The organism is Paenibacillus lacisediminis, assembly GCF_046567315.2.
Genome location: NZ_JBKIAX020000007.1, coordinates 282,546 through 305,979, shown reverse-complemented (window position 1 = coordinate 305,979; position 23,434 = coordinate 282,546). Strand labels below are relative to the sequence as shown.

General features: G+C 54.7%; 16 protein-coding genes and 1 pseudogene. 4 read left to right on the top strand and 13 right to left on the bottom strand.

Features of this window, described 5'->3' with window-relative positions; translation table 11 throughout:
• Window positions 1–86 precede the first annotated feature (86 nt).
• Both ACLD72_RS16175 and ald read left to right on the top strand, forming a co-directional pair.
• A complete protein-coding gene (locus ACLD72_RS16175) occupies window positions 87–1,331 on the top strand; it encodes a PucR family transcriptional regulator (protein ID WP_410996810.1) in 1,245 nt (414 codons plus the stop codon).
• A gap of 172 nt (window positions 1,332–1,503) precedes the next feature.
• Window positions 1,504–2,637, top strand: coding sequence for an alanine dehydrogenase (gene ald, locus ACLD72_RS16170; RefSeq protein ID WP_410996808.1), 1,134 nt, complete (start codon window positions 1,504–1,506; stop codon window positions 2,635–2,637).
• Window positions 2,638–3,553: 916 nt separating this feature from the next.
• Here the strand turns inward: ald and ACLD72_RS16165 are convergent.
• The 6 genes from ACLD72_RS16165 to ACLD72_RS16140 form a co-directional block, all read right to left on the bottom strand.
• Entirely contained in the window at window positions 3,554–4,738 is a 1,185-nt protein-coding gene (locus ACLD72_RS16165; protein WP_410996942.1) for a pyridoxal phosphate-dependent aminotransferase, read from the bottom strand.
• A complete protein-coding gene (locus tag ACLD72_RS16160; protein ID WP_410996806.1) occupies window positions 4,738–5,823 on the bottom strand; it encodes a D-alanine--D-alanine ligase in 1,086 nt (361 codons plus the stop codon). Before ACLD72_RS16160 ends, ACLD72_RS16165 begins: the two co-directional genes overlap by 1 nt.
• Before the next feature lie 265 nt (window positions 5,824–6,088).
• On the bottom strand, window positions 6,089–7,570 hold the full coding sequence (locus ACLD72_RS16155; protein ID WP_410996804.1) for a PLP-dependent aminotransferase family protein: 1,482 nt from the start codon (window positions 7,568–7,570) through the stop codon (window positions 6,089–6,091).
• 110 nt (window positions 7,571–7,680) lie between these two features.
• Window positions 7,681–9,561 carry a molecular chaperone HtpG gene (gene htpG / locus ACLD72_RS16150; protein ID WP_410996802.1) on the bottom strand — a complete coding sequence of 627 codons (1,881 nt, stop codon included), beginning with the start codon at window positions 9,559–9,561 and terminating at the stop codon, window positions 7,681–7,683.
• Between the two features lie 85 nt (window positions 9,562–9,646).
• Window positions 9,647–10,855 carry a PstS family phosphate ABC transporter substrate-binding protein gene (locus ACLD72_RS16145; protein ID WP_410996801.1) on the bottom strand — a complete coding sequence of 403 codons (1,209 nt, stop codon included), beginning with the start codon at window positions 10,853–10,855 and terminating at the stop codon, window positions 9,647–9,649.
• A gap of 10 nt (window positions 10,856–10,865) precedes the next feature.
• Window positions 10,866–12,155, bottom strand: coding sequence for an ATP-binding protein (locus ACLD72_RS16140; protein ID WP_410996799.1), 1,290 nt, complete (start codon window positions 12,153–12,155; stop codon window positions 10,866–10,868).
• Between the two features lie 205 nt (window positions 12,156–12,360).
• On the opposite strand from ACLD72_RS16140, the gene ACLD72_RS16135 reads away from it, so the two are divergent.
• Both ACLD72_RS16135 and ACLD72_RS16130 read left to right on the top strand, forming a co-directional pair.
• Window positions 12,361–13,014, top strand: coding sequence for a YitT family protein (locus tag ACLD72_RS16135; RefSeq protein ID WP_410996797.1), 654 nt, complete (start codon window positions 12,361–12,363; stop codon window positions 13,012–13,014).
• 25 nt (window positions 13,015–13,039) lie between these two features.
• Window positions 13,040–14,219 (top strand): annotated as a pseudogene (locus tag ACLD72_RS16130) (cellulase family glycosylhydrolase); the annotation flags it as partial.
• Window positions 14,220–14,616: 397 nt separating this feature from the next.
• Here ACLD72_RS16130 and ACLD72_RS16125 read toward each other — a convergent pair.
• From ACLD72_RS16125 to ACLD72_RS16095, 7 genes are all read right to left on the bottom strand, one after another.
• Window positions 14,617–15,552 (bottom strand): GNAT family N-acetyltransferase, encoded by a 936-nt coding sequence (locus tag ACLD72_RS16125; protein WP_410996795.1) that lies wholly within the window; start codon window positions 15,550–15,552, stop codon window positions 14,617–14,619.
• Between the two features lie 72 nt (window positions 15,553–15,624).
• Window positions 15,625–16,491, bottom strand: coding sequence for a GNAT family N-acetyltransferase (locus ACLD72_RS16120; protein WP_410996793.1), 867 nt, complete (start codon window positions 16,489–16,491; stop codon window positions 15,625–15,627).
• A gap of 12 nt (window positions 16,492–16,503) precedes the next feature.
• Window positions 16,504–16,857, bottom strand: a complete 354-nt coding sequence (locus ACLD72_RS16115; protein ID WP_410996791.1) for a VOC family protein — start codon at window positions 16,855–16,857, stop codon at window positions 16,504–16,506.
• Between the two features lie 40 nt (window positions 16,858–16,897).
• Entirely contained in the window at window positions 16,898–17,149 is a 252-nt protein-coding gene (locus ACLD72_RS16110; protein WP_410996789.1) for a zinc ribbon domain-containing protein, read from the bottom strand.
• A 42-nt stretch (window positions 17,150–17,191) separates the two neighbouring features.
• The gene (locus tag ACLD72_RS16105) at window positions 17,192–17,791 is read right to left on the bottom strand and encodes a TetR/AcrR family transcriptional regulator (protein WP_410996788.1); all 600 of its coding nucleotides are present in this window, start codon (window positions 17,789–17,791) and stop codon (window positions 17,192–17,194) included.
• A gap of 165 nt (window positions 17,792–17,956) precedes the next feature.
• On the bottom strand, window positions 17,957–18,304 hold the full coding sequence (locus ACLD72_RS16100) for a hypothetical protein (RefSeq protein ID WP_410996786.1): 348 nt from the start codon (window positions 18,302–18,304) through the stop codon (window positions 17,957–17,959).
• A gap of 55 nt (window positions 18,305–18,359) precedes the next feature.
• The gene (locus tag ACLD72_RS16095) at window positions 18,360–23,210 is read right to left on the bottom strand and encodes a S8 family serine peptidase (RefSeq protein WP_410996784.1); all 4,851 of its coding nucleotides are present in this window, start codon (window positions 23,208–23,210) and stop codon (window positions 18,360–18,362) included.
• Between the last annotated feature and the right edge of the window lie 224 nt (window positions 23,211–23,434).

Genomic DNA, 23,434 nt, shown 5'->3' with positions numbered 1-23,434 from the left:
TATAATAATTCGCAATTTAGAATTTAAAATTTGAAATTTGAAATACGCAAAAATCCGCTAATCTGGGAAACACGAAGGTGATGCCTATGCGCAGAGAACCAACATTATTTGACTTTTACGCCGACAATCTGGAGATGCTGGCCGAAACGATCGGTGAGGCGCTCGGCCGTCCCGTGACGATCGAGGACGCGAATCACCGGCTGCTCGCGTACAGTTCGCACGCCCCGGATACGGACGCCGCCAGGCTGGCAACTATCGTCGGGCGGCGCGTGCCCGATCAGATCATCAGCAGCCTTTGGCATAGCGGCGCCATCCGCCGTTTGCTGGAAAGCGAAAAACCGGTGCACATCGCCGCCATTCCCGACGTCGGGCTTAGCGAGCGGGTGGCGGTTGCCGTCCGCTCCAACGCTGCGGTGATCGGCTTCATCTGGGTGCTGCAGGCGGGCAAGCCTTTCACCGATGAAGAGATGTTCTTGCTCGAGGCCGCGGCGGTAGCAGCACGGAACAAGCTGGTGCAATGGCCCATGCAGCGGCATAAGGAAGCAGCGGCGCACAAAGATTTTTTCTGGCAGCTGCTGACCGGACATATCCGGACTGAGACCCACATTCGCGAGAAAGCCCAAAACATCGGAATCATCCTGCCGCCTCTTTTTCATATCACTGTCCTGGAATTCACCTCCACCATCCAAGAACGGCAACAGCAGCAGGCCCTCGAAAGCTTCGCTTCGTCTGCGGCCCAATGCCGCATCGTACTGTACGTAAGCGATAAAAACCAGCTGATCCTGCTGTCAGCCCCCACCGTACACAAAACCAAGGCCGCGATCGTCCACCAGCTTGAGCTCGCCGCCGGAAATTTGCGGGCTCGGTTTGGAGAGCATTACACTGGACTGGCCAGCGGCAATCTTTATGAAGAATACGGAAGACTTGAAACGAGCTACCGGGAAGCGTTGCTGCTGCTTCAAATGAAGCGGCGTTTGCCGGAGGAGACGTCCCGCCTCCATTATTATGCCGATCTGGGATATTACCGCTACTTGCCGCTCATCTGGGAAGAGGCGGGCAAGCACAGCTTCGAAAACGAAAGCCTGGCCAAGCTGCGCGCTTATGACCGGGAGCATCACAGCGAGCTGGTTCATACGCTCGAGGTATTTTTGGCCTATGACAGCAATGTCAAAACCGCCGCGGACGCGCTGCACGTTCACGCCAATACGTTAAACTACAGGCTGAAACGAATCGGCGAGATCGGAGGCATCGACTTGACCGATATGGAGCAAAAAGTGACACTTTACCTGGACTTCAAAACGGAGAAATTCGGCGGCGACCGCGATTTGTGAAATTACACAAACCCGGTCCCTTTTTTTGTTGGATCTCCATAAACACAAAGAATTTTACATGTCCTATACTGGTGTCAGATTAGTTTACAGCTATGCCGTTAAGGGAACAACTTATGACAAACCGGCATGTTTGTGTTAGTTAAACTGACGAACTGACGAGGAGGAAGACAAAATGATCATCGGTGTCCCCAAGGAAATCAAAAACAACGAAAACCGGGTGGCGCTGACGCCTTCGGGTGCGTATTCGCTCGTTAGCGCAGGCCATCAAGTGCTTATTGAAAAAAACGCCGGCACCGGCAGCGGTTTTACGGACGCCGAATACACCGCCGCGGGGGCCAGGCTGGTTGGGCAAGCCGCCGATGCCTGGTCGGCGGAGCTGGTCATTAAAGTGAAGGAACCGCAGCCTTCGGAATATGCCTATTTCCGGAAGGATCTGATCCTGTTCACTTATTTGCATTTGGCGCCGGAGCCCGAGCTGACGGCGGCGCTTCGGGATAAAGGGGTTACCGCCATAGCCTACGAGACCGTTGAGGTGAACAAAACGCTGCCGCTGCTGACGCCGATGAGCGAAGTTGCCGGGCGGATGGCCGTGCAGATCGGGGCGCAGTTTCTCGAGAAGCCTTACGGCGGCAAAGGGATTTTGCTCGGCGGGGTTCCCGGCGTGAAGCGCGGCAAAGTGACGATCATCGGCGGAGGCGTCGTTGGGACGAACGCGGCCAAAATCGCCATCGGACTTGGCGCCGATGTGACGATCATCGATGTGAATCCCGAACGGCTCCGCCAGTTGGACGATATTTTTGGCGCCCGCCTGCAAACGTTGATGTCCAATCCGCAGCATATTGCCGAAGCCGTGGAAGAATCGGACCTGGTGATCGGTGCGGTGCTGATTCCCGGCGCGAAGGCGCCAAAGCTGGTGCGGGAAAACATGGTCAAGGCGATGCGCCCGGGATCGGTGATCGTTGACGTGGCCATTGACCAGGGCGGCATTTTCGAGACGGTCGACCGAATCACAACGCACTCCGATCCCACCTACGTCAAGCATGGTGTCGTTCACTACGCCGTCGCCAACATGCCCGGCGCCGTGCCGCGGACTTCGACGTTCGCCCTGACCAACTCCACCTTGCCCTACGCGCTGGAGCTGGCTTCCAAGGGGCTTTACGCTGCGCTTAACGATCGCCCCGCACTGCGCCGCGGCGTGAACGTGGCGGGCGGCGCGATCACCTACGACTCCGTGGCGAAGGACCTGCACTACGACTATGTGCCAGTGGAGCAGGCGCTGGAGTTAAGCGGAAGCCTCTCACGGTGATGCGCGGAGCTTCTGCTGATGGGCTGGAGCCTTGCTCGGTGATGTGACGGGCTTCGGCTGATGCGGGCTGGGGCCTCGCACGGTGTCGTGCGGGGCTTCGGCCGCTGTGTGCTGGAGCCCCGCTCGGTGACGTGCCGGGCTTCGGCTGATGCGGGCTGGAACCTCACACGGTGACGTGTGGGGCTTCAGCTGATGTGGGCTGGGGCCTCGCACGGTGACGTGACGGGCTTCTCCTGCCGGTGGTGGAAGTTCGCTGCTAACGACGACGTCCCCTCCCGGCTGGGCGCCCGAAACTAACGCTTAGCACTATTGCGGGAGCTTCTCCGTGACGCATAGCGGTAATTTATACCGCTATGCGCCAAAATAGCCGCCGTGGCGCAATATAGCGGAATTTTTGGGCGTTATTTTATCAAGCTGGCCTCCCTGGGACACCTTGAGGCTGGTTTAATAAAAAATAACGCCCTTTTTTTCCGCTAAGCCAGGGAAACCAACCTTTCGGGACATAATAAGGCCATAATTTACCTTTATTTTCTGCCAGTCAAGCCATCTCCGCCATCGTACCGCGAAAAAGTGCGGATTCCCGCTCGCCACACCTATTGAAAAATACTGAGCACTCGACTATTTGGCAAAATGGACATGATCGGCGGCTTGGCTCTGACAATGAATTGCAAATCATTCCAGTCGCTCGATGGGGTGATCGCTTTGCCACTCGCCAGACGGAGTGATCACTTTGTTACACGCTTAATGGGATGAACGCTCCGTCACTCGCTCAATGGGGTAAACACTCTGCCACTCGCCAGACGGAGTGATCACTTTGCCACATGCTTAATGGGTGAACGCTCCGTCACTCGCTCAATGGGGTAAACACTTTCGCCACTCGCTCGATGGGGTGCACGCTTTTGCCACCCTAGAGCGATCAGATCACGCCGGCGCCAATACCTAGACGGCGCATCACAGGCTCCATGCGCTCAAGCGCCATGTTCAGGCTTTGCGTTCCCGCCGCGTAGGAGAAGCGGATATGCCCTTCGCCGCCGGCGCCAAACACGTGGCCGGGGACGGCGGCGACGCCCGCTTCCCGGAGCAGCAGCTCGGCGAACTCGCCGGAGCCGAGCCCCGTGAGCGCGATGGAAGGAAACGCGTAGAAGGCGCCTTGCGGCTCATGGCAAGAGAGGCCGATCTCCCGCAGTCCTTGGACGAAGCTGCGCCGGCGCCGGTCAAACGTTTCCTTCATCCGCTCCTTCGCCTCGAGGCCGTGGCGCAGCGAGGCGAGCGCGGCCACCTGGCCCAGCGTCGGCGCACACATCGCCGTGTACTGGTGGATTTTTAACATGCTGGCCATGAGGTCACGGTTGCCGCAAGCGGCGTAACCGACACGCCAGCCCGTCATGGCAAACGCTTTGGAAAAGCCGCTGACCACCACCGTGCGTTCCTTCATGCCGGGCAGCGAAGCAATGCTGAAGTGTTTCCGGCCGTAAGTCAGCTCAGCGTACACTTCGTCCGAGATGACGATCAGGTCGTGTTTGATCGCCAGTTCCGCCACCGGACGCCAATCCGCTTCCGTCATAATAGCCCCTGTCGGATTTCCCGGGAAATTGACGATCAGCACTTTGGAACGAGGTGTGATCCGCTTGGCTAAAGCAGCGGCCGTCAGTTTAAACTCCTGCGTGGCTGTCGTTTCCACCTCGACCACGTTTCCGCCGCATAATTGGGCGATGGACGAATAAGCCACATAGCCGGGGGCCGGAATGAGAATTTCGTCCCCCGGGACCGTGCAAGCCCGAAGCGCCAGATCAACGGCTTCGCTGCTGCCCACGGTTATCATCATTTCGCTTTCCGGTTCATAGCCCAAGCCAAAGCTCTCCTTCAAATAACCGGCAAGCGCTTCTCTCAACTCCGGCATACCGCTGTTCGCCGTATACCCCGTCCGTCCTTCGTTCAACGCACGGATGCAAGCTTCACACACCGGCTCCGGCACGGTGAAATCGGGTTCTCCTACACCAAGTCGAATCGTATCGGCTCTTTCCCCGCTCAAATCGAAATATTTCCGGATGCCGGACGGCGGCACCTGCCGTACCTGCGGGGCGATCCAATCACGGAACATCATGACACCACCTCCAGCCGAATTTTTCCGTCCTCGGGGAACAGCTTTGGCAAACTCGCTTCTTTCGACGTTGGCTTCGCCTGCTTTGCCGCTTCTTTCGACGTTGGTACTGCCTGCATTGGCGCTTCCCCCAGCGTTGACGCAACACCTTTCCGTTCCAGCAACGACAACTCGATGATCCGGTCCAGCAGCTCTGCGTAGGATAGGCCGGCCGCCAGCGCGCTTTTGGGCAGCAGGCTGGTTGCTGTCATTCCCGGCAAAGTGTTCACTTCGAGCACATACGGCACACCGTCCTTAAGGATCATGTCGATTCGCGCATAAACGCCGCACTTCAGAATCCGATAGCAGGCGAGCGCCACATCACGCACGCGAGCTTCCACTACGGAAGGCAAAACGATCGGATGCTCCTCCGCCCCGCCCACGCTGTATTTGGCGTGATAATCGAACCATGCCGCTCCCGTTGCCCGGATTCCCAAAATCGGCAGCAGCTCTCCCCCTAAAACGGAGCAGGTGATTTCCTGGCCGTGAACCATGGATTCAACTACCACCGATCGGTCCCAGCGAAAAGCCTCCTCAAGCGCAAAACGCAGTTCCCCTTCGTCATCAGCCCGCCGCACCCCAATGCTGGAGCCGCCGCCGTTGGGCTTTACAAATAAGGGATAAGCCAGACTCGAATCCAGACTCCCATGCCCGCAGCTACCACGAGATCCAGACAGTGTTTCGCTCCATAACGAACGTTCAAGGCAAACCCATTCCGGCGTAGCGATCCCTTCAGCCCGCAGCAGCCGCTTCGACAAGTCCTTATCCATGCACAGGCTGCTGGATAAAACGCCGCTGCCGGAGTAAGGAATGCCTAACGTCTCCAGCACGCCCTGCACCGTCCCGTCCTCACCGAAAGCGCCGTGCAGCGCAAGGAGCGCGAAATCAATCCCCTTCACTTGGTCGATCAACTCTTCCCGCCGGGTAATCTCGATCGGCAGCACTTCATATTTGCTGCGGTCCAATTGAGCAGCCATTTCCTTGCCAGTCATCCGCGAAACTTCACGCTCCGAGGAGATGCCGCCCATAATGATGCCTACCTTCATGCCCCATCGCTCCTTTAATCCTTGACCATTTTACGCCATTTTGCCGGACGTTTGACCGACGTTTGACGGACGCTTGACGGATGTTTGCCGGACGTTTGATCGACGTTTGTCGGACGCCTCAATCCCTACCATGCTCCTGCCCTGCATAATCCCGCTATGGTATTGCCCGGTTTCCGGCTAATAACGCAAGTGACCGGCAGCAAGCTGCTTCATTCCCGCTGCATCAATCCCGCCGTATCATTCCCGCCGTATCATTCCCGCCGCATCATTCCCGCCGCATCATTCCCGCCGCGGTTTCCCCGATCATGCGGATGCCCTTCCCGATATCTTCATCGCTCACCCGCGAAAAGCCGATCCGCATCGTATTCCTGCCCCCGCCGTCGGTATAAAACATATCCCCAGGCGTAAAAATCACCCCTCGACGGGCGCAAGCTTCAAGCAACTCCCAAACGTCAAACCCTTCCGCGAATTCGACGAACAAGTGCAGCCCGCCGCTTCCGGACAGCCGGGAATACGGGATAAACCGCTCGCAGCACGCCTTCGTCCACTCGTATTTTCGTTTATATTCCGCTCGCGCTTTTTTCAAATATTTCTCCAGATGGCCGTTTTGCAAATACTGATACAGCACCGACTGGTCCAGGGTCGAGGTATGGATGCTGCGCGCCCGTTTGACGCTTTCCAGCACATCGACCAGCTCCCGGTCCGCCAGCACCCAGCCGACGCGCATCCCCGGGAACAGCACCTTGGAGAAGCTGCCCAGGTACACCACACTGTTCCCTTGGCCCGCCATGGCGATCAACGGCGCCACATGCGAGCCGGAATAACGCAATTCCTCGTTGAAGCCGTCTTCGATCACCGGCACCCGGTAACGTGCGAACAACTCCAGCATGGCCAGCCTTTTCTCGGCCGAAGTGACGATCCCGGTCGGATTATGGTAAGAAGGGACCAAATAAGCGCAATCGTACGACCGCTCCGCCAAAGCTTTTTTCAAGCCTTCCAGGCCCATCCCGTCCTGCTCCATCGGAATGCCCGTAATGTCGAACCCGTGCATCCGTAAGTTTTTGATCGCCGTATGGTGCGTCGGATTCTCGCAAATAACCGCCCCGCCCGGCTGCCCGCCGAGGGAGGACAACACGATGTCGAGCCCCTCGGTAAAACCGCTGGTGATCAGCATATCCTTCCCCGTCAAATCGACGCCCTTGCGCTCCATATACTGCAGCAAAACGTCGATCAGCGGCTTATAACCTTTGGCGTAACCGTAATTAAGCAGCACGTTGCCTTCAACCGCCATCCGGTCCAAAAAAGCGCGTTTTACATGATCCAAATCAAACAGCTTCTCATCAGGGGCAATGCTGGTGAACGAGATCGTTCCTTTCTCCGCCCGGATGCCGCGCTTTCGGCGCTTCATATGATCAAGCTCCACCGCCAGCCGCGCCTGGCCGTTCATTCGTTCCAACCAGTCCATCTTCCAGGGCGGCACGGTTTCCGCAGCCGAAGCCAAAGCCGCAGCATCCGGGGCCACGAAACTGCCCTGGCCCGATAAGGCATAGATGTAGCCTTCTTCCTCCAGGCCCTCGTAGGCGGAGATGACGCTGTTGCGGCTGACCGCAAGCAGCCCCGCCAGCTCCCGCGTCGACGGCAGGCGCTGATCCTGCTGCAGCGCTCCTTTGGCAATCAGTCCTTTGATGTAATCCTTCACCTGAACGTAGACCGGACGGTCCGCGCTCAGCTTCAAATCGTTAAACATCGGTTCATCGCCCCCAACCTCATGATGACATCCTTATCCGAAAAATAAAAGAACCACCGTCCCGCGATTTTGTTCAGGAGGTGGTTCCTTTCCTATCCAATTGGCCGTTCTTACACCATCACTTTGCAAATATCGTTCGTAAATTCGACCGGATCGGCGATCGGCAAGCCCTCGATCAGCAGCGCCTGATTGTACAGCAGGTTCGTGAACAAGCCGAGCTTCTCCTTATCGCTTTCGTAAGCTTTTTGCAGCGACTTAAACACCTCGTGGCCCACGTTGATTTCCAGCACCTTGTCGGCCTTCACGGCTTGCCCGTCCGCGCCGGGCATGGCGCTCAGCACCTTTTCCATTTCAATGGACAGCTCGCCTTCCGTCGACAGGCAGACCGGATGCGATTTCAGCCGTTTCGAAGCTTTGACTTCCTTCACTTTGCCCAAGAGCAGCTCCTTCATTGCGGCAAACAGCTCTTTGTTGTCGTCCGCTTCCGCTTTCTCCTCGGCGGCATCGGCATCGATCCCCAGATCGCCGCTCGACACCGATTTGAATTCCTTGTCCTTGTAGCTCATGATCATTTTGATCGCAAATTCGTCGATATCGTCGGTAAAATAAAGAATTTCGTAGCCTTTATCCAGCACCAGCTCGGTTTGCGGCAGCTTCTCCAGCCGTTCCACCGATTCGCCGGCCGCGTAATAAATGTACTTCTGATCCTCCGGCATCCGCGCTACGTATTCGTCCAGCGTGACCAGCTTCTTCTCTTTGGAGGAAGTAAACATCAGCAGATCCTGCAGCACATCCTTATGCATGCCGTACTCGTTGTACACGCCAAACTTCAGCTGACGGCCAAACGACTCGTAGAACTTCTCGTATTTCTCGCGTTCGTCCTTGAGCAGGCTTTGCAACTGGCTTTTGATCTTGCTTTGGATGTTCTTGGCGATCATTTTCAGCTGGCGGTCATGCTGCAGCAGTTCCCGCGAAATGTTCAGCGACAGGTCCTCCGAGTCGACCATCCCTTTGACGAAGCTGAAATAGTCCGGCAGCAGGTCGGCGCATTTGTTCATGATCAGCACGCCGTTGGAGTACAGCTCCAGGCCTTTTTCGTATTCCTTGGTATAGTAGTCGAACGGTGTTTTTTCCGGAATGTACAAAATCGCGTTATACACGACCGCGCCGTCCGCTTTGATATGGATATGCGAGACAGGTTTATCAAACCCGTAACGTTTCTCCATATAAAAGTTTTCGTAATCCTCGTCCGTCAGCTCGGATTTGTTCTTGCGCCAGATCGGCACCATGCTGTTGACGGTTTGCTCTTCCGTGTAATCCTCGAATTCGCTTTCACTGCCTTCCTTCGGCCGGCTGCTCGTGATGTCCATCTTGATCGGATAACGGATAAAGTCCGAATACTTCTTGATGATCGATTTCAGGCGATACTCATCGAGGTATTCGTCGTATTGCTCGTCTTCGGTGTTTTCTTTGATTTTCAAAACAATTTCCGTACCGACCGTATCCTTCTCGCACGGTTCAACGGTGTACCCGTCCGCGCCCTGGGATTCCCACTTATAAGCCTCACCTGTGCCCAGCGCCCGGCTGGTCACGGTGACGACGTCGGCGACCATAAACGCCGAATAAAAGCCGACGCCGAATTGGCCGATAATGTTGTGCCCGTCCTTGATCTCATTTTCGTTCTTGAACGCGTACGAGCCGCTTTTGGCGATGACGCCGAGGTTGTTTTCCAACTCCTCTTTGGTCATGCCGATCCCCGTATCGGTGATCGTCAGGGTGCGGGAAGCCTTGTCCGGCTTCATTTTAATGAAATAGTCGTCCTTGTTGAACACCAGCTTGTCATCCGTCAACGCCCGGTAGTAAATTTTATCGATGGCGTCGCTGGCGTTGGAAATCAGCTCCCGCAGAAAAATTTCCTTCTGTGTGTAGATGGAGTTGATCATCATCTCCAGCAAGCGTTTGGACTCCGCCTGGAATTGTTGTTTGGCCATGGAAACAGGTCTCCTTTCGTTGAAACAGCCTGATCTCAAAATATTAGCACTCCAAACACCAGAGTGCTAATTCCTATTTTTTATATTATCGATCCTCATTTTCCATGTCAATATCGGAAGCCGGAGAGATCGGCGTATACCCGGTTTTCTCGACCAAAGCTTGGCCCTGCGGAGACAAAATCCACTCGATCAGCCGGCTCACGTTCGGATTGTCGCTGCCCGCCGTCACCGCGTAAAACTCCGCAGCCAGCGGATATTCCCCGCTGCGGATCGTCGTTTTGTCCGGCTTTACCCCATCGATCTCCAGCAGACGGATTTGCCCGTTTTGCGCCATTTCGGTCGCAAAGAACAAAAACGAATACCCGAGGGCGTTCGGATAATTGCGGTAATCGGCCGTTTGCGCGATAATCCCGCCCATCCCCGACACTACGTCTTTCTGCGGGGGCGCCATCAGCTCTTTTCCCTCCATAAGCTTCTGCAGCATCGTTTGGCTCCCGCTCCCCTCCGGCCGCTGGAAAGCGCGGATCTTGCCGCTTCCGCCGCCCACCTCGCTCCAGTCGGTAATCTCCCCGGCGTAAATGGCCTGAATCTGCTGCGTGGACAGTCCCTGTACCGGGTTGTCCGCATGGACGAAAAACACGAAGGCCTCGCGACCGATCGGCGTCAGCTTCAGCTCAAGCCCTTGTCTTTTCGCCTGGGCCAGTTGGAGGCTGGAAGGAGCGGCGGTAAAAATGACGTCGGCCCGCCCATCCAGCAAATTTTTGTAGGCTCCCGGCGTCGTATTCGCCATCACTTCGCTGTCGTAAAGGGCGTATTCCTTGCGGGGGTACACCGCCTGCGCAAAAGCCGAATAAAGCGGATAAAGCGCGGTGGCCCCGTCCATTTTCGGCAGGTCTTCAAGCAGCGTCAGCGACGAAGGCTCCGCCAACACCGCCACTTCCCCGTTATTTTGAAAAGGCCGGTACTGCTCCAGGTCCACGTCCTGATCGCTGACGATGGCGAAGCTGTTGTGATAAGCCTGGTTGATTTCGTACACTCCCACGGCCACGCCGCACGCCGCAATGCAGCCCAGCAGCACATAGTTAACCGCGGCCGCCCGCCCGGGCAGAAACGTACGCGCAATGACAAACAGAATAAGTATACCGGTCACCGCCAGCGCGAGCGGCGCATAAAACTTCTGTCCTCCCATAAAAGCGGTAATAAACGCCGTCACCGCACCCACAAACAAAATGCTGATCACCGCCGCCAAGCAGCCTAGAACTTTCAGCAAAATCCTCCCGCCTTGTTTCATCATGTTTTCCTCCTTACTGTGCAGCCTCCAAATTCTGTATCTTATACAGCGGCAGACTGATCGTAAATTCCGTGCCTTCGCCAGGCTCGCTGTTTACCGCGACCGTTCCGCCTAACGACAAGATCGCTTGGTATGAAAACGTCAGCCCTAGCCCGGTTCCGCCTGATTTGGTCGAAAAATAAACGGAGCCCAAGCGCCGGGTCTGCTCCTCCGTCATCCCGATGCCGTTGTCTTTGATGGACAGCGTGACCACCCCGGCAACCGCCTGCAGCTTGAGGATGACCCTGCCCTGCCGGTGGGGCGCCTCGGCGCAAGCTTCGACCGCGTTTTTGATGAAATTGACGAGCACCTGCTTCATTTTATCGGGATTGGCCATGATCCATAAAGGCTCTTTATCCGCGGGATACTCGATTTCCATCTCCACATTGTGCATATTGGCGAACGGATTCATGACATCTCTCGTTATTTGCAGCAGCTCCTGCAGATTGGTAGGCATCTCTTTATCGGTAATCGGCTTCGAGATCGCAAGATACTCCGACAATATGTATTCCGTACGTCCGATTTCGCTCATGCAAATGTCGATGTAACGGTTTGTCTTTTCCCGGTCGGCCGCCCCTTCCTTGATCAAAGTCAAAAAGCCCTTGACCGCCGTTAACGGATTGCGCACCTCGTGAACCAGCGAGGCCGCGACATGGCTGATCGCCCGCACCCGCTCCTGCTGCGCGTAGTTGATATACAACTCCTTGTCGGTGACCGCTTTTTTGAATAACGTTATCAGCAGCCAGCAGCCGATCGAATTTTGCACGGGGATAACGAAGATATGAAAAAACAAATGGTCCAAAACCGACTCCGGGTTGTACAAATACACCATACCGATGGGAATCGCCGAAAAAAACAAACCTGCCGCGATGATGACGGGCAGCTTGCGGCTGGTCCGCTGGTAAATCCGGCACAGGACGAGCGAAACCGGGAATGTAATCAGCGTGATGAGCATCGCAACGAACGTACCGTCACCCCCCAGATACAGCCGGTATAATAAAAATTCCGCCAACAGGATCAGACCGGTCTGCAGCCCCCCGAAAATTAGGCCAAAAAACAGGATGGTATATCTGATGTCGTATGTATATCCGGGAACGGCACTGACGCCGAAGGTCATCGACAAGAAAAGGCAAATCATGCTCGTGGCGATGATGAATTTCGGCGTATAATTTTGCGTGCGGTCGCGATAAAACAAGTTAAACATGACTAAAGGCATATGGGCAAAAAATAGCTGGAGGACAATTTCCTTAAGATAAATCATCATGCGCATTCACCCCTCGTCGAAAGACATGGTCGACCCGTCGGTTTCACCCTAAAATATTCCATATCCCTCCGGTAAATCCTCTTTCCTTTTGGGGGTTCTCGCAAGTTTCTTGGTTCAAAAGAAGGCATGGGCGGTTGTCCCGGTGCATAGGTTGTATAAGCAGGACTAGCCTGCGACTCCATTACCTGCAAAAGGATGATTCCCAGTGAACCGCAATCGTCAAGCTTACCGGGCTTTTCTTCTACGCCGCCTTTGGAAAAAAACATCCCACATCCTCGCGGGCTCCCTGATCCAGGGCTGCGCTATGGGCGTTTTTTTGTTTCCGCACTCCATTCCTTCCGGCAGCGGCGCAGGCCTTGCGATGTTGCTGAATTACTGGTTTCATCTGCCGCTGAGCATCGGATTTTGGCTGGTCAACATCTCGTTCCTTTTGTTTGCGGTGCATTATCTGGGGCGGGTCAGCGCGTTCGGGACGATTATGGTCATCACCATAACCGCGGTTTCCGTCAATTTTTTTGAAGTGTATGTCAAAACGCCGTTCGGCAGCTTATGGATCAATTTGCTGGTCGGCTCCGTCATTTTGGGCACCGGCATTTCCATCCTGTTCAGGGAGCGGGTGACGAACGGGGGGATCGGTTTTGTGGCGCTGGCCATCGCGAAAGCGCGGAGAATCAATCCCGGGACCTCGCTGTTTATCATAAACGTCCTCATTTTTTCGCTGACCGCGATCGTGATTGATTGGAAGATTATTATCCAAGCCCTCATCTGCCAGTGGATATCGACCCGCGTCATCAAGTGGCTGCACAATCCCTCTTTGTTGGGAAAAGTGGGTTTCCATCTGGCATGGCGCAAAAAATAACCCGAACAACATGTAAAATTATTACTACAAAAGCATCCGGATTCCGGTCACCTGGGATAGCCATATCGGAAAAGCGCCGGACTACACCATCGAGCCGGCCTATCTCGATCGGGTCGAGGAAGTGGTTGACTGGGCGCTGGAGGCCAAGCTGTACGTCATGATCAACGTCCACCACGATTCCGGCACAGAAGGATTTGGATGAACTGTACAAAACGATGCAAACGTTAAACGATCCGAACCTGATCGCGACCGTTCATTATTACGGCTTTTGGCCGTTTAGCGTAAACGTCGCCGGATATTACAAGTTCGAAAAGGATACGCAGCAGGATATCGTCACGACGTTCGACAACGTCCACAACACGCTGGTCGCCAAAGGCATTCCCGTCATCCTTGGGGAATACGGGCTGCTCGGCTTCGACAAAAACACCAATGTGATCGAACAAGGGGAAAAACTGAAGTTTTTTGAGGCTTTAACCCACTATATCCAGCAGAAAAAGATCACCCACATGCTGTGGGACAATGGGCAGCATTTCAACCGGCTTACGTATAAATGGTCCGATGACGAGCTGTTCCAAATGATGAAGGCGAGCTGGAAAAAACGCCCCGCTACCGCGGAAACCGATCTGGTGTACTTGAGAAACGGCGGACCAATTCAGGACGCCAAGGTCCAGCTTAATCTGAACGGAAACCAGCTTACCGAACTGTTTGCGGACGGGCAAAAATTAAAGAAGGGGGCGGATTACGAGGTAAGCGGCCAGGAACTGACGCTGAAATCCGGCCTGCTCACCCGCCTGACAAACGGCAGCGGCCTGGGGCTGAAAGTGGCCTTGTCCGCCCGTTTCAGCTACGGCCCGGACTGGCGGCTGAAAGTGTATGTGTACGATACGCCGGTGCTGAGCAGCGCGTCGGGAACGACCGAAACGTTTGCGGTCCCGGCCGCGTTTAACGGCAATCTTGTGGCGACGATGGAGGCGGTTTATGCCGACGGCAGCAATGCCGGTCCGCAAAACTGGACCCCTTACAAGGAATTCGGCTATACGTTTATGCCCGATTACGAGACAGGCGTCATCAAGCTGCAGCCGGAATTTTGGCGCGAAGTGAACAACGGCGAGGTGACGCTGAAGTTCCACTTCTGGAGCGGAGAAATCGTGACCTTCAAAGCCGTTAAGAGCGGTACGAGCGTGTCGGGGACGAGCGTGAAGTGAAGGACAAGGGTGAGTTCCACGTAATAGTGGCGCACAAAAGAGCCGCGAATTTCACGCGAAATGCAAAAGTGCAGGCGATTTTTGTCGAAGCTGCTCATTTAGGGCGGTTCAAATGCAAAAGTGCAGTTCATACTCGCGGAATTAACCATAATTTGTAAAAATAGTACGAATCAAATGCACTTTTACATTTCGCACGCCTCAAAATGGAGATATGCGAAAAATGAGATGTACTTTTGCAGTTGGTTCGCATCGATAAAGTTGGTACGCTCGGATTAAGCAGCTTTACTCTGCGTATCCGCCGAGCGAAGCATCCGTTTAAGACATGCGAGTTTGGATTAAGGCGTTCTTCCCTGGGTATGTCCCGGGGAGAGCGCCTTTTCTTCAACCTTTTGCCTTTTTATCTAGCCTGAGCCAGCTCATACGTCAATTCAACCAGAGGCTTGCCCCAGTCATTGCTCGGATGCTCCGCGGCTTTGACGAAGCCCGCCCGCGTGTACATCCGGATCGCCTGCTGCTGATCCTCCGTCGTTTCCAGGAAAACTATCGGGTAGCCCTTTTCCCGGCAGTATTTCATCGCTTCGTCCAGCAGCCTGCGCCCAAGTCCGATCCCGCGGTACTGCGGATGCACGACAAACCAGCGCAGCTGGGCTTTGTCCGGCGAATGCTCGACGATGGCGATCGCTCCCACCATGTTGCCGTTCGCTTCCGCAAACCAAAACCGGTCCTTGCCCGGGCTGTAGTTTTCAAAAAACTCGTAAAATGTTTTGCACACGTATCCCTCAAACCGGTGGTTGTAGCCCCGTTCCTGATAAATCCAACCGTGCAGATGGACCAGATACCCGGCGTCCCCGGGCCGCAGATCGTTGCGGATGACGATTTCCTCCCCCGTCAGCACCGGTTTCTCCGACAGCGCCGCTTCAATCGAATGCATCCCCTGGGTGAGCTGCAATTGCTCCTGCTCCGGCAGACGGCTGATCATTTGATAAATTTGGCCGTCGGACAACCCGTTGAGCCGGGCCAACGTCTCTTTCCCCTGATCGGTCAGGAACAGATAATACAGCCGCCCGTCCTCTTTAGACTGCTCTCTGTAGGCGAGGCCCATTTTTTCGAAGCGTTTGATGATCCGGCTTAGATAACCGGGGTCGATACTCAGCAGCTCGATCAGCATTTTGGCCGTACAGTTTGGGGTATTGCCGATTTCGTAAAGCACCCGGGCCTCCGACAACGAAAAATCGCTGTTCAGCATGTGCTGATCCAACAGTCCGAGGATATTCGTATAAAACCGGTTAAATCTGCGGACGGCCTGAATGATAGGGTGATGGACGGAATTCATGGGTTACCTCCTAAAAAAGCCATAGAATAGTAACTCCATCATAAAGCATTTAATTTGACTTAGTCAACTAATTCATTTGACGTTATCAACTATATGACGCCCAGCCGGCAGACGATAATAAGGGATCATCAGCGAGGGCACGAATCCCAGCTTCTGGGCCAGCCTGTACGAGCCTTCATTTTCCCGGCGGCAGGACCAGACCGGCTCCAAGCCTTGCCGCAGGCAGTAATCGATCAGCGCCGAGCATACGCTGGCCGCAAAACCTCTTCCGCGGTATTTTTCAGCAGTCTCTATGCCGATTTCCAGCTCTTTTTCAGTGATGAACGCAGAAAATGCCGTAGCGGCGATTTCCCCCTGGCAAATCAGGCTGAATCCGATCCCCGCCCGCTCAAACTCCACTTCGTCCTTCCAGAAAAAACGCGGCACAACCGCCCCCGGAGCCGCAAGGAACATCTCCTTCGTCGTTCTGACGATCTCACAGCCCGCCAAATTTGCCGGTTTCCCGGCAGTCCGGTATTTGTCTTGTTCAAACCGAAAATTGACCCGCGTATATTCGGCTACTTTAGGGGACATGCTGTCGATTTCTTCCTGTAACTCCGCGCGCCTCGCTACCAGCTCCGAGCCGAGCATTTGACGAATCCGCTCGTTCCAGCCGGCCGGGTAGGCCTGCAGCCATTCGTGGCCGCTGCGCGCCTGGGCTTTGTCCAGTAAATATTGCTGCAGCCACAGATTGAAGTCGGGCTTGTCCGCAGCGCCGAACAACAAGGACATCCCGTAAGGGTGAACGACATAAAATACGCTTGGGCTAACGTCATCGTCGGCGTAAACTTGCCCCGGCGTTTTCCCGTGGATCACGGATTCGGCAAATAAAGTGTTAAAACCCACTTCCCGCAGCGGCTCCTCGGTTTTCTTGTAATCCCGGACGTCAAGCAGAATCATCGGTTTTCCTCCTCACCTCTTGATATAATCCGTAATGCCCAGCCGGTTTCCGAAGGGATCTTCAAATTCGACCGCCGTCCCCGTAGCTATTGCAAAGGGCTCGGAAGTGAATGCAACGCCCTTTTCCCTAAGCTCATTAAATTTTCGCCGGGCATCGTCAACTAGAAACCATATTGCCGGTTTGGCGGCGGGAAAATGGGAAGTATCTCTAAGAATAACAGCAGGCTCTTCCCGGCCGATCCGATAAGCCAGCATTCCTTTTGCCGAAAAGTCGAATTTCACATCCAATCCCAACATTTGCCCATAATAGTATCCTGCCTGCTTAAGATCGCCAACGGGCAGAAAAAAATTATCGTAGCCTTTCACATATACCCCTCCTTTAGGATTCGGCTTACCCAACTCCTGATCATTTGCCGTTAACCAGGTTTTTCCAAGCCGGCAGCCGGGCCATCATATTTCTTGCGGCAGCTTCCGCAGCTTGCCGGTCTAATCCTTGGGTCCGTATGATAAAAGCGGTTAAGGATTCCAGCTTCTCGTCATAAGACTGCATCGTTCCGTCAGGACGCGCGCAATGCACGCAGTAGTTTTTCGCGGTATCCCCCATGGCAAATTCGGACGGTTCGTTCATCGGCATTCCGCAAGCAATACATGTTTTCATTGTCCATCGCATCTCCTTGCATTTTTTTATGGCAAAAGATAGTTATCTTTTGACAGCGATCATGCGCCAATAATGCTCCAACAGTTCTTGACCGTAACGCTCCAGCACGGATCCGCCCGGGGCAAAAAGGTCATTATTGGCCAAATAATAATGAATCAAGCCGATCCAGGTGTTGAACAGCAAATGCAGCGGGTACACATCTATGGCACCGGCATTCATTTCCCGCTCGGCCGCTTGGCTTACATGCAAAGATATCGTTGATTGGATCGCAATCAGCACGTTTCGGGAGCTATCCGGCAATAGCCTGCTTTCGATCACCAAACGGGTATAAAAGGCTTCAAACTCCGCCAGGCCGGTAAGATGCGCCTTCAGCACGTCCCGCAAGCCCCCGCCTTCCGCAGCCAGTTCATGCAATCGCCAGGATACCCGCGAGCCGAATTCCTCGATAACGGCATCCATCAGCGCTTCCTGCGTGGAAAAATGGGCAAACACTGTCCCGTGGGAAACTTTTGCCGCTTTGGCAATATCGGAGGTGCGCGTAGCTGTGAAGCCATTTTGAGCAAACTGCGCCAATGTAGTTTCGATCAGGCGTTTTCTAGTTTGTTCTTTTTGTAATTGGCGTTGGGTTTTATGTCCAATCATTTCAGTGACTCCTTACTCAATGACTTCTTGCTCATGATAAGTCTTTTCGTTTGTAATGTCAAGATTTGGATTTTCGGAGCAACAAAAAAACGCCAGAAAAATTTGTTCCGGCGTTTTTTGCTGCACTCTACTTCACGAATGCTTATGCTCAAAAACGGGCATCAATTACTTTTTCTCCACCTGCAGCAGGGTGATGCGTTTGGTCGCGTAAGTGTCCTTAATCCGCTCCTCGGGAATAACGTTCAGCTTAATCAATCCCGCCACCTTTTGCGCATCCGCTTTAGAAATCAACCGCCATACCTCAGGGTCGGGGAGCGCTTCGTACAGCTTTTGGTCGTCATATTCCTTCCGTTCCTGAAAAATCGTCTTCACTCTGTAGCTCCCGATTTCCAACTCGGCAGCTCCCTGCTCGAGACAATGCTTCAAAATTTCGCTGCGCAGTTCGGCCATTTCCAGCTCCGCCTCTTTTTGCTGCTGTTTTAATTGATAATACCGCTTCACTTTTTTATCCAACCTGCTCACGCTCCTTCTAAGGCATGTATATGAACGGACAAGATGGAATAAAACTTTACTTCCTATCCTGAGTGAAAATGCGGTAGATCACGACAGCCGCTTCAGCGCGGGTGGCCCCTTGCTGCGCGTCAAACTTGCCGGCCGATTTGCCCTTCATCACGCCAAGCTTGGCGACAAGGCCAACCGACTCCTTCGCCCAACCCGGGATTTGCGCCTGATCGGTGAAGCCGGAAGGTGCCGAAGCTGTTCCTGCCGTCCCCAGGTAAGCCAGCGCCTTGGACAAAATAACAGCCATTTCGGCGCGGGTAATCTGCCGGTTTGGCCCAAAGGTGCCGTCTTCGTAGCCGGCAACAAAGCCTTTGGCAGCCGCTATACCCACCGTCTCCGCGAACCAACTGCCGGCTGGAACGTCGCTGAATTGAGCTTTTCCGCCCGCGCGCTCATCCGCTTCCAGCTCCAACGCCCGAACCAGCAGCGAGACGAATTCGGCGCGGGTGACTTTTGAGCCTGGGGCAAATACGTTTGCGCTCATCCCGGTCACGATGTTTTGAGCCGCCAAAACCCCAATTTCGTTCACCACCCACGGATAATCCTCCTCGGTTACGTCGGCGAACGAAATTTCTCTGGCCATGAACATGTAACGACTGAAGCCGCTCAAATGAGCTACCACTTTACCGTCAATAAGCCGCCCTGCGCGCTGTTCAAGTACGCCTTGGCCGCCGAGCTTGAACAGGCCGATCTTTTTCCCGTTTACGCCTCCCGCGTTCAGGGCGCTTAATGGAATCGACGCCACAGCAGGCTGACGGAACACGACGTTCTCGATCGGCTTTCCGTCTTTATCCAAAATGGCTAAATCGTAATAAACCCCAAGCGGCTGCAGTTCCGAGCCAAGCTTCAGCCCCTCGATCAACGTGGTTGTGTCGGATTCGGAAGCGGGCGTGACCTGCGCAAAAGCCGCCTCCGAAGCTGGGATGACCCCGGCAGGGATCGTGAGCGTAAAGCCGTTCGGCAACGTAATAACCGTTGGTTCATTCGCTTTGATCGCTTCTTTTACCGCCTGGCTGGGAGACGGCTGTTTTTGCTGATCTTGTTGATCTTGCTGCGTTTGCGTTATTTTTCCGCTGCTTTTCTTTCCGCCGCTGCCGCCCGTGCCCGAAGAAACTTCCGCAACAGTAACGCCTACGGTCGCCGTCAAACCTTCATAGGTAATGCCGATGTTGGTTTTGCCGGCTTTATGCGCGGTCACCGTCCCTTTCGACACGGTTACGATTTGCGGATCCTCCGGCGCGTAATAAACCGCATAAGTCACGTCCGTGACCGTCCCGCCGGTGTCCTTGTAAGTGACGGCCAACTGGCCGGTTTCCCCTTTTTTAAGAGATAGGTTTTGCGGGGTTACTTGCAGTTCGGCCTGCATTTCAACCGACACTTGAGCATCGGAGACCAAACCGACCGGAATTTCGTTTCCATCCTGATCGTACAATGCCAGGTTAGCTACCTGGAATGTATATTGCCCGGCGGGTGCCCCCTGAAACGTAAAGGTAGCCAAAGAACCAGCGCCGGCATACCCTTGTGCGTCATTCAAGCGCTCCATCAATTCAAACCGGGTTTGACCGTTATCCTGTGCATACACCGCCTTCGACACCGTCAGCGTACGATCCGGGTTTTGCTCAGCCTGGCGGGCGCTAAGTTCGGGGCTTGGTGCAACGCTGACCTGTTCCAAGCCGCTGCTGTACAACAAATCGAATTTGGCGGCATAAACGGCCTCCGTCACCGAGAACAGCACATCCAGTTTAAACGGCTCATCCTGCTGTACCCGGGAAGGCTCCACAAAGGGAGTGACGTAACCCGAAAGCTTATAATTAACCACGTGGGCTGAAGTTGCCAACCCGTTACCCGCCAAGTCGTAAACATAAACTTCAAACGTATTATTTCCTGGTGTAATCGGAACCTCAATGGTGAAATGGCCCGTGCCGTCAACGGTTCCATCCATCTGTTCCCACTCGCCGTCCCCGTTGCCGTCAAACAAAGCGGCCACACCAATCACATCGCTCACAGCCGCCCCGGTCTCGGAAACGAGCAAATCGATCAGCAAATCTTTCGTCACCTGGCCGGAGATCACCCCTTGAAGGCTGGCCGTATCCACCTTAATAGCAGGGTCGCTTAACTGCGAGACCGGAGCCCCCCTATCAACGATAAACACCGCGAGCTGATCCTCCAAAGGCACGGCATCCGCCAAGCTGGTGCCGACCCAAGGCACCAACAGGTAACCGTCATCCGGAAGGTCCGATCCGTCCCAACTTCGAAGCGCATAGCTGCCTGGGAAAAGGCCGTCTTCAACTTCAATCAACGAACCAAGCCAAGTGCTGTCCAGTGTGAAAACATCCAGGGAAAAATACTCGGTATTTTCATTAACCGTAAACGTGATGTCCGTTGTATCAAGTTGGCCGTCTCCGTTCGGCGAGAACGGATTCGGAGTTAATGCGAGGTCCGTAACGACATCCGCCTGCGGGACTTCGCCGGCGTAAACCGAAACCGGCATATGGATGACGTGGCCGCTCGCAGATTCCGTCAGGATCAGCTCGCCTTCATAACGCTGACTAACAGCTTCTTCCGGCACTTCCACCGTTACGGTGAACGATGTTTCCCCGCCCGCCGCAACCGCGGCCCCGGTTTCGGACAAGATCAATGCTACGGGAGAATCGCCGCCATACCAATTTGATTCAATAGAATAGTCCGACGCTTCCCCGGCGATATCTTTAACGATGACCTCACGCTGCGCCGATGAACCGTAGCCGACATAACCAAACGAAAGGCTGCCCGTGTAGTACGTCGCAGGCTCATCGCCATCGACGGAATGGGTTACGTCCTCGGCCAGCGCCACCGCCTTCGCTTCGACAACCTGGTCCAGAGCGACGCGCCCGGCTCCCTGATCCATATGCGAGTAGCGGTTGCCGCTGCGGTCGGACAACTTAAACGCATTATTCATCAGCAGCGCTTTGATTTCGTAAGCTCCAAGCTCGGGGTAATGTTGCTTAAGCAGCGCCGCGGCTCCCGCGATATGCGGGGCGGCCATGCTTGTGCCGTTTTGCGCTTTATACCAGCCTTCATAACCCGGCACGCTGGAACGGATGGCGACGCCCGGCGCGGAAATATCCGGCTTGATGTCATAGGAAGGTTTGGACGGACCACGCGAGCTGAAAGCGGCCATAATGTCCTGTTCGACCGTCGAGCCAAACTCAGCCGTAAGTTCCTGCTGATCGAGCGCAGCCTTGATCCGCCCTCCATCCGCCCCGGACAACGCGTAAACCGGGATCGTCACATCGGCGTCACCCAGAGTACCGCTTTCCAACGCTTCCGGCAGATTGTTGTAGATCATTGCGGCCAGGGCTCCGGAAGTTTGAGCGTTTAATACTTTTTCCGCAAAAGGAATTTCTCCGCGTTTAATGAAAGCGACTTTCCCGCTTAAATCCTTGCCCTCAAAATCGCCCGGTTTGCCTAACCCGGCCTCAACGAGCGGATAGGACTCGGTCAAGTTTTCCAGGCCTGCCGATTTATCGAACGTGTCCATATAAAACGCTTCGCCTTCCAGCTCGGCAATTTTCATCACCGGCGTATTGAGCGGAGGTTTGGAAGCGCCGACCGTGATCGCCAGCTCCGCGCTGCCCGGATCCCCTACCGTGGCCTCCTCGGGACCGGAGTTGCCGCTGGATACGACCGCGATAACGCCCGCCTTCATCGCATTGTTGACGGCCACGGAATCCGCCGACTGTTCATTGTTGGAATCCGAGCCCAGCGACAGGTTGATGACGTCCATCCCATCCTCCACTGCTCGCTCGATTCCGGCGATCACGTTCTCCGTCGTACCGCTGCCATACGGGCCCAGCACCTTGTACGCATGGATTTCCGCTGCCGGCGCGACGCCTTCGATCCCCGCTTGACCATTTCCGCCTGCGCCGCGCCCGGCGACGATCCCGGACACATGGGTGCCGTGCGAAGTCCAATACGGTCTGCCGTCCTCGTTTACCTCCGGAAGTGTCGGATCTTTTTCCCGCGCTTTCTCGTAATCTTCCTTGGTCGTTTCGTACGGCTCGTTATCCTCGTTCACGAAATCGTATCCCCAGTCACCGTCCGGTACGGCGGCGGCCAAATCGGGATGATCCTTGGCCACGCCAGTGTCAATGACCCCGACCTTGATTCCCTGGCCTTTGATTCCTTGATCCCAAAAAGCCTCGCTGCCGATAAACGGAACACTGCCCAAAGGAGCGGACGGAGCTTCTTCTTCTTCGGCGGTGACATACACCTCGTTATTTGGGTACACCGCTTTGACCCCGGGAAGCTTAAGCAAATTTTCCACCTGATTGGCGGCGATCGTTAAGGAAAAACCGTTAAAAATCTCCGAATAAGCGCGGTTGAATTTGGCATTCAATTTGCTGATCGCTTGCTTTTTGAACGTTTGCTGCTCTGAATTCACCGTTTGCTTGTGCGCGGACAACGACTTGCTGCTGCTCAGCTTGCTCCCGGCCGCCTCGAACACCTTGACCGGAGCTTCCCGCAATTCTACGATGACGGAAATCCGTCCCGTGTTATCCGATTGAGGTACGAAGTTTTGCGGTTCCGCCGCGGAAGCCGGAGAGGCCTCCTGCCGCTCCAACTGCAATCCTTCACCGGCCAAAGGCGTTTTAGCCGACTTCGCCTTGGCGGTCTCTTTCTTGCTTTGCAGCTTAAAATCCTTCGCCTTGATCGCATCAAGCGCTGCGGGGTCGACGGGATTCAGCTTGGAAGCGGCAATCCTTCCTGCTTCCATTCCCTGCCGAGCGCCTTCCTCAGCCCCCGCCTCCGCCACCGGCAGCAGCAGCGAAAACGCCAGCAGGAAGCTTAATAGCCCTGCGACAACTCTCTTGCTCAAACTATCACTCTCCCTCTCCATATGTAGTTTTCTAGAAGCCGAAACAAGTTGACATATAATATTTATTTGGGGAATTACAATAAATTCCCATTTTATTTTGCAAAGAAAGCTCAGCGCAAAACATAAGGACAAAAAATGTCGCTATTCCGGCGATCCCCGTCCATTTGCGTGAAATAGAGGAAGTTTATGTCGCTATTTTCTCGAATCGCAAGGGAATGCCTGCG

Bases quoted from the DNA above. Each gene is read 5' to 3' on its own strand.
- ACLD72_RS16175 (WP_410996810.1), top strand. From the start codon at position 87: ATGCGCAGAGAACCAACATTATTTGACTTTTACGCCGACAATCTGGAG.
- ald (WP_410996808.1), top strand. From the start codon at position 1,504: ATGATCATCGGTGTCCCCAAGGAAATCAAAAACAACGAAAACCGGGTG.
- ACLD72_RS16165 (WP_410996942.1), bottom strand. From the start codon at position 4,738: ATGTTCCGTGATTGGATCGCCCCGCAGGTACGGCAGGTGCCGCCGTCC.
- ACLD72_RS16160 (WP_410996806.1), bottom strand. From the start codon at position 5,823: ATGAAGGTAGGCATCATTATGGGCGGCATCTCCTCGGAGCGTGAAGTT.
- ACLD72_RS16155 (WP_410996804.1), bottom strand. From the start codon at position 7,570: ATGTTTAACGATTTGAAGCTGAGCGCGGACCGTCCGGTCTACGTTCAG.
- htpG (WP_410996802.1), bottom strand. From the start codon at position 9,561: ATGGCCAAACAACAATTCCAGGCGGAGTCCAAACGCTTGCTGGAGATG.
- ACLD72_RS16145 (WP_410996801.1), bottom strand. From the start codon at position 10,855: ATGATGAAACAAGGCGGGAGGATTTTGCTGAAAGTTCTAGGCTGCTTG.
- ACLD72_RS16140 (WP_410996799.1), bottom strand. From the start codon at position 12,155: ATGATGATTTATCTTAAGGAAATTGTCCTCCAGCTATTTTTTGCCCAT.
- ACLD72_RS16125 (WP_410996795.1), bottom strand. From the start codon at position 15,552: ATGAATTCCGTCCATCACCCTATCATTCAGGCCGTCCGCAGATTTAAC.
- ACLD72_RS16120 (WP_410996793.1), bottom strand. From the start codon at position 16,491: ATGATTCTGCTTGACGTCCGGGATTACAAGAAAACCGAGGAGCCGCTG.
- ACLD72_RS16110 (WP_410996789.1), bottom strand. From the start codon at position 17,149: ATGAAAACATGTATTGCTTGCGGAATGCCGATGAACGAACCGTCCGAA.
- ACLD72_RS16105 (WP_410996788.1), bottom strand. From the start codon at position 17,791: ATGATTGGACATAAAACCCAACGCCAATTACAAAAAGAACAAACTAGA.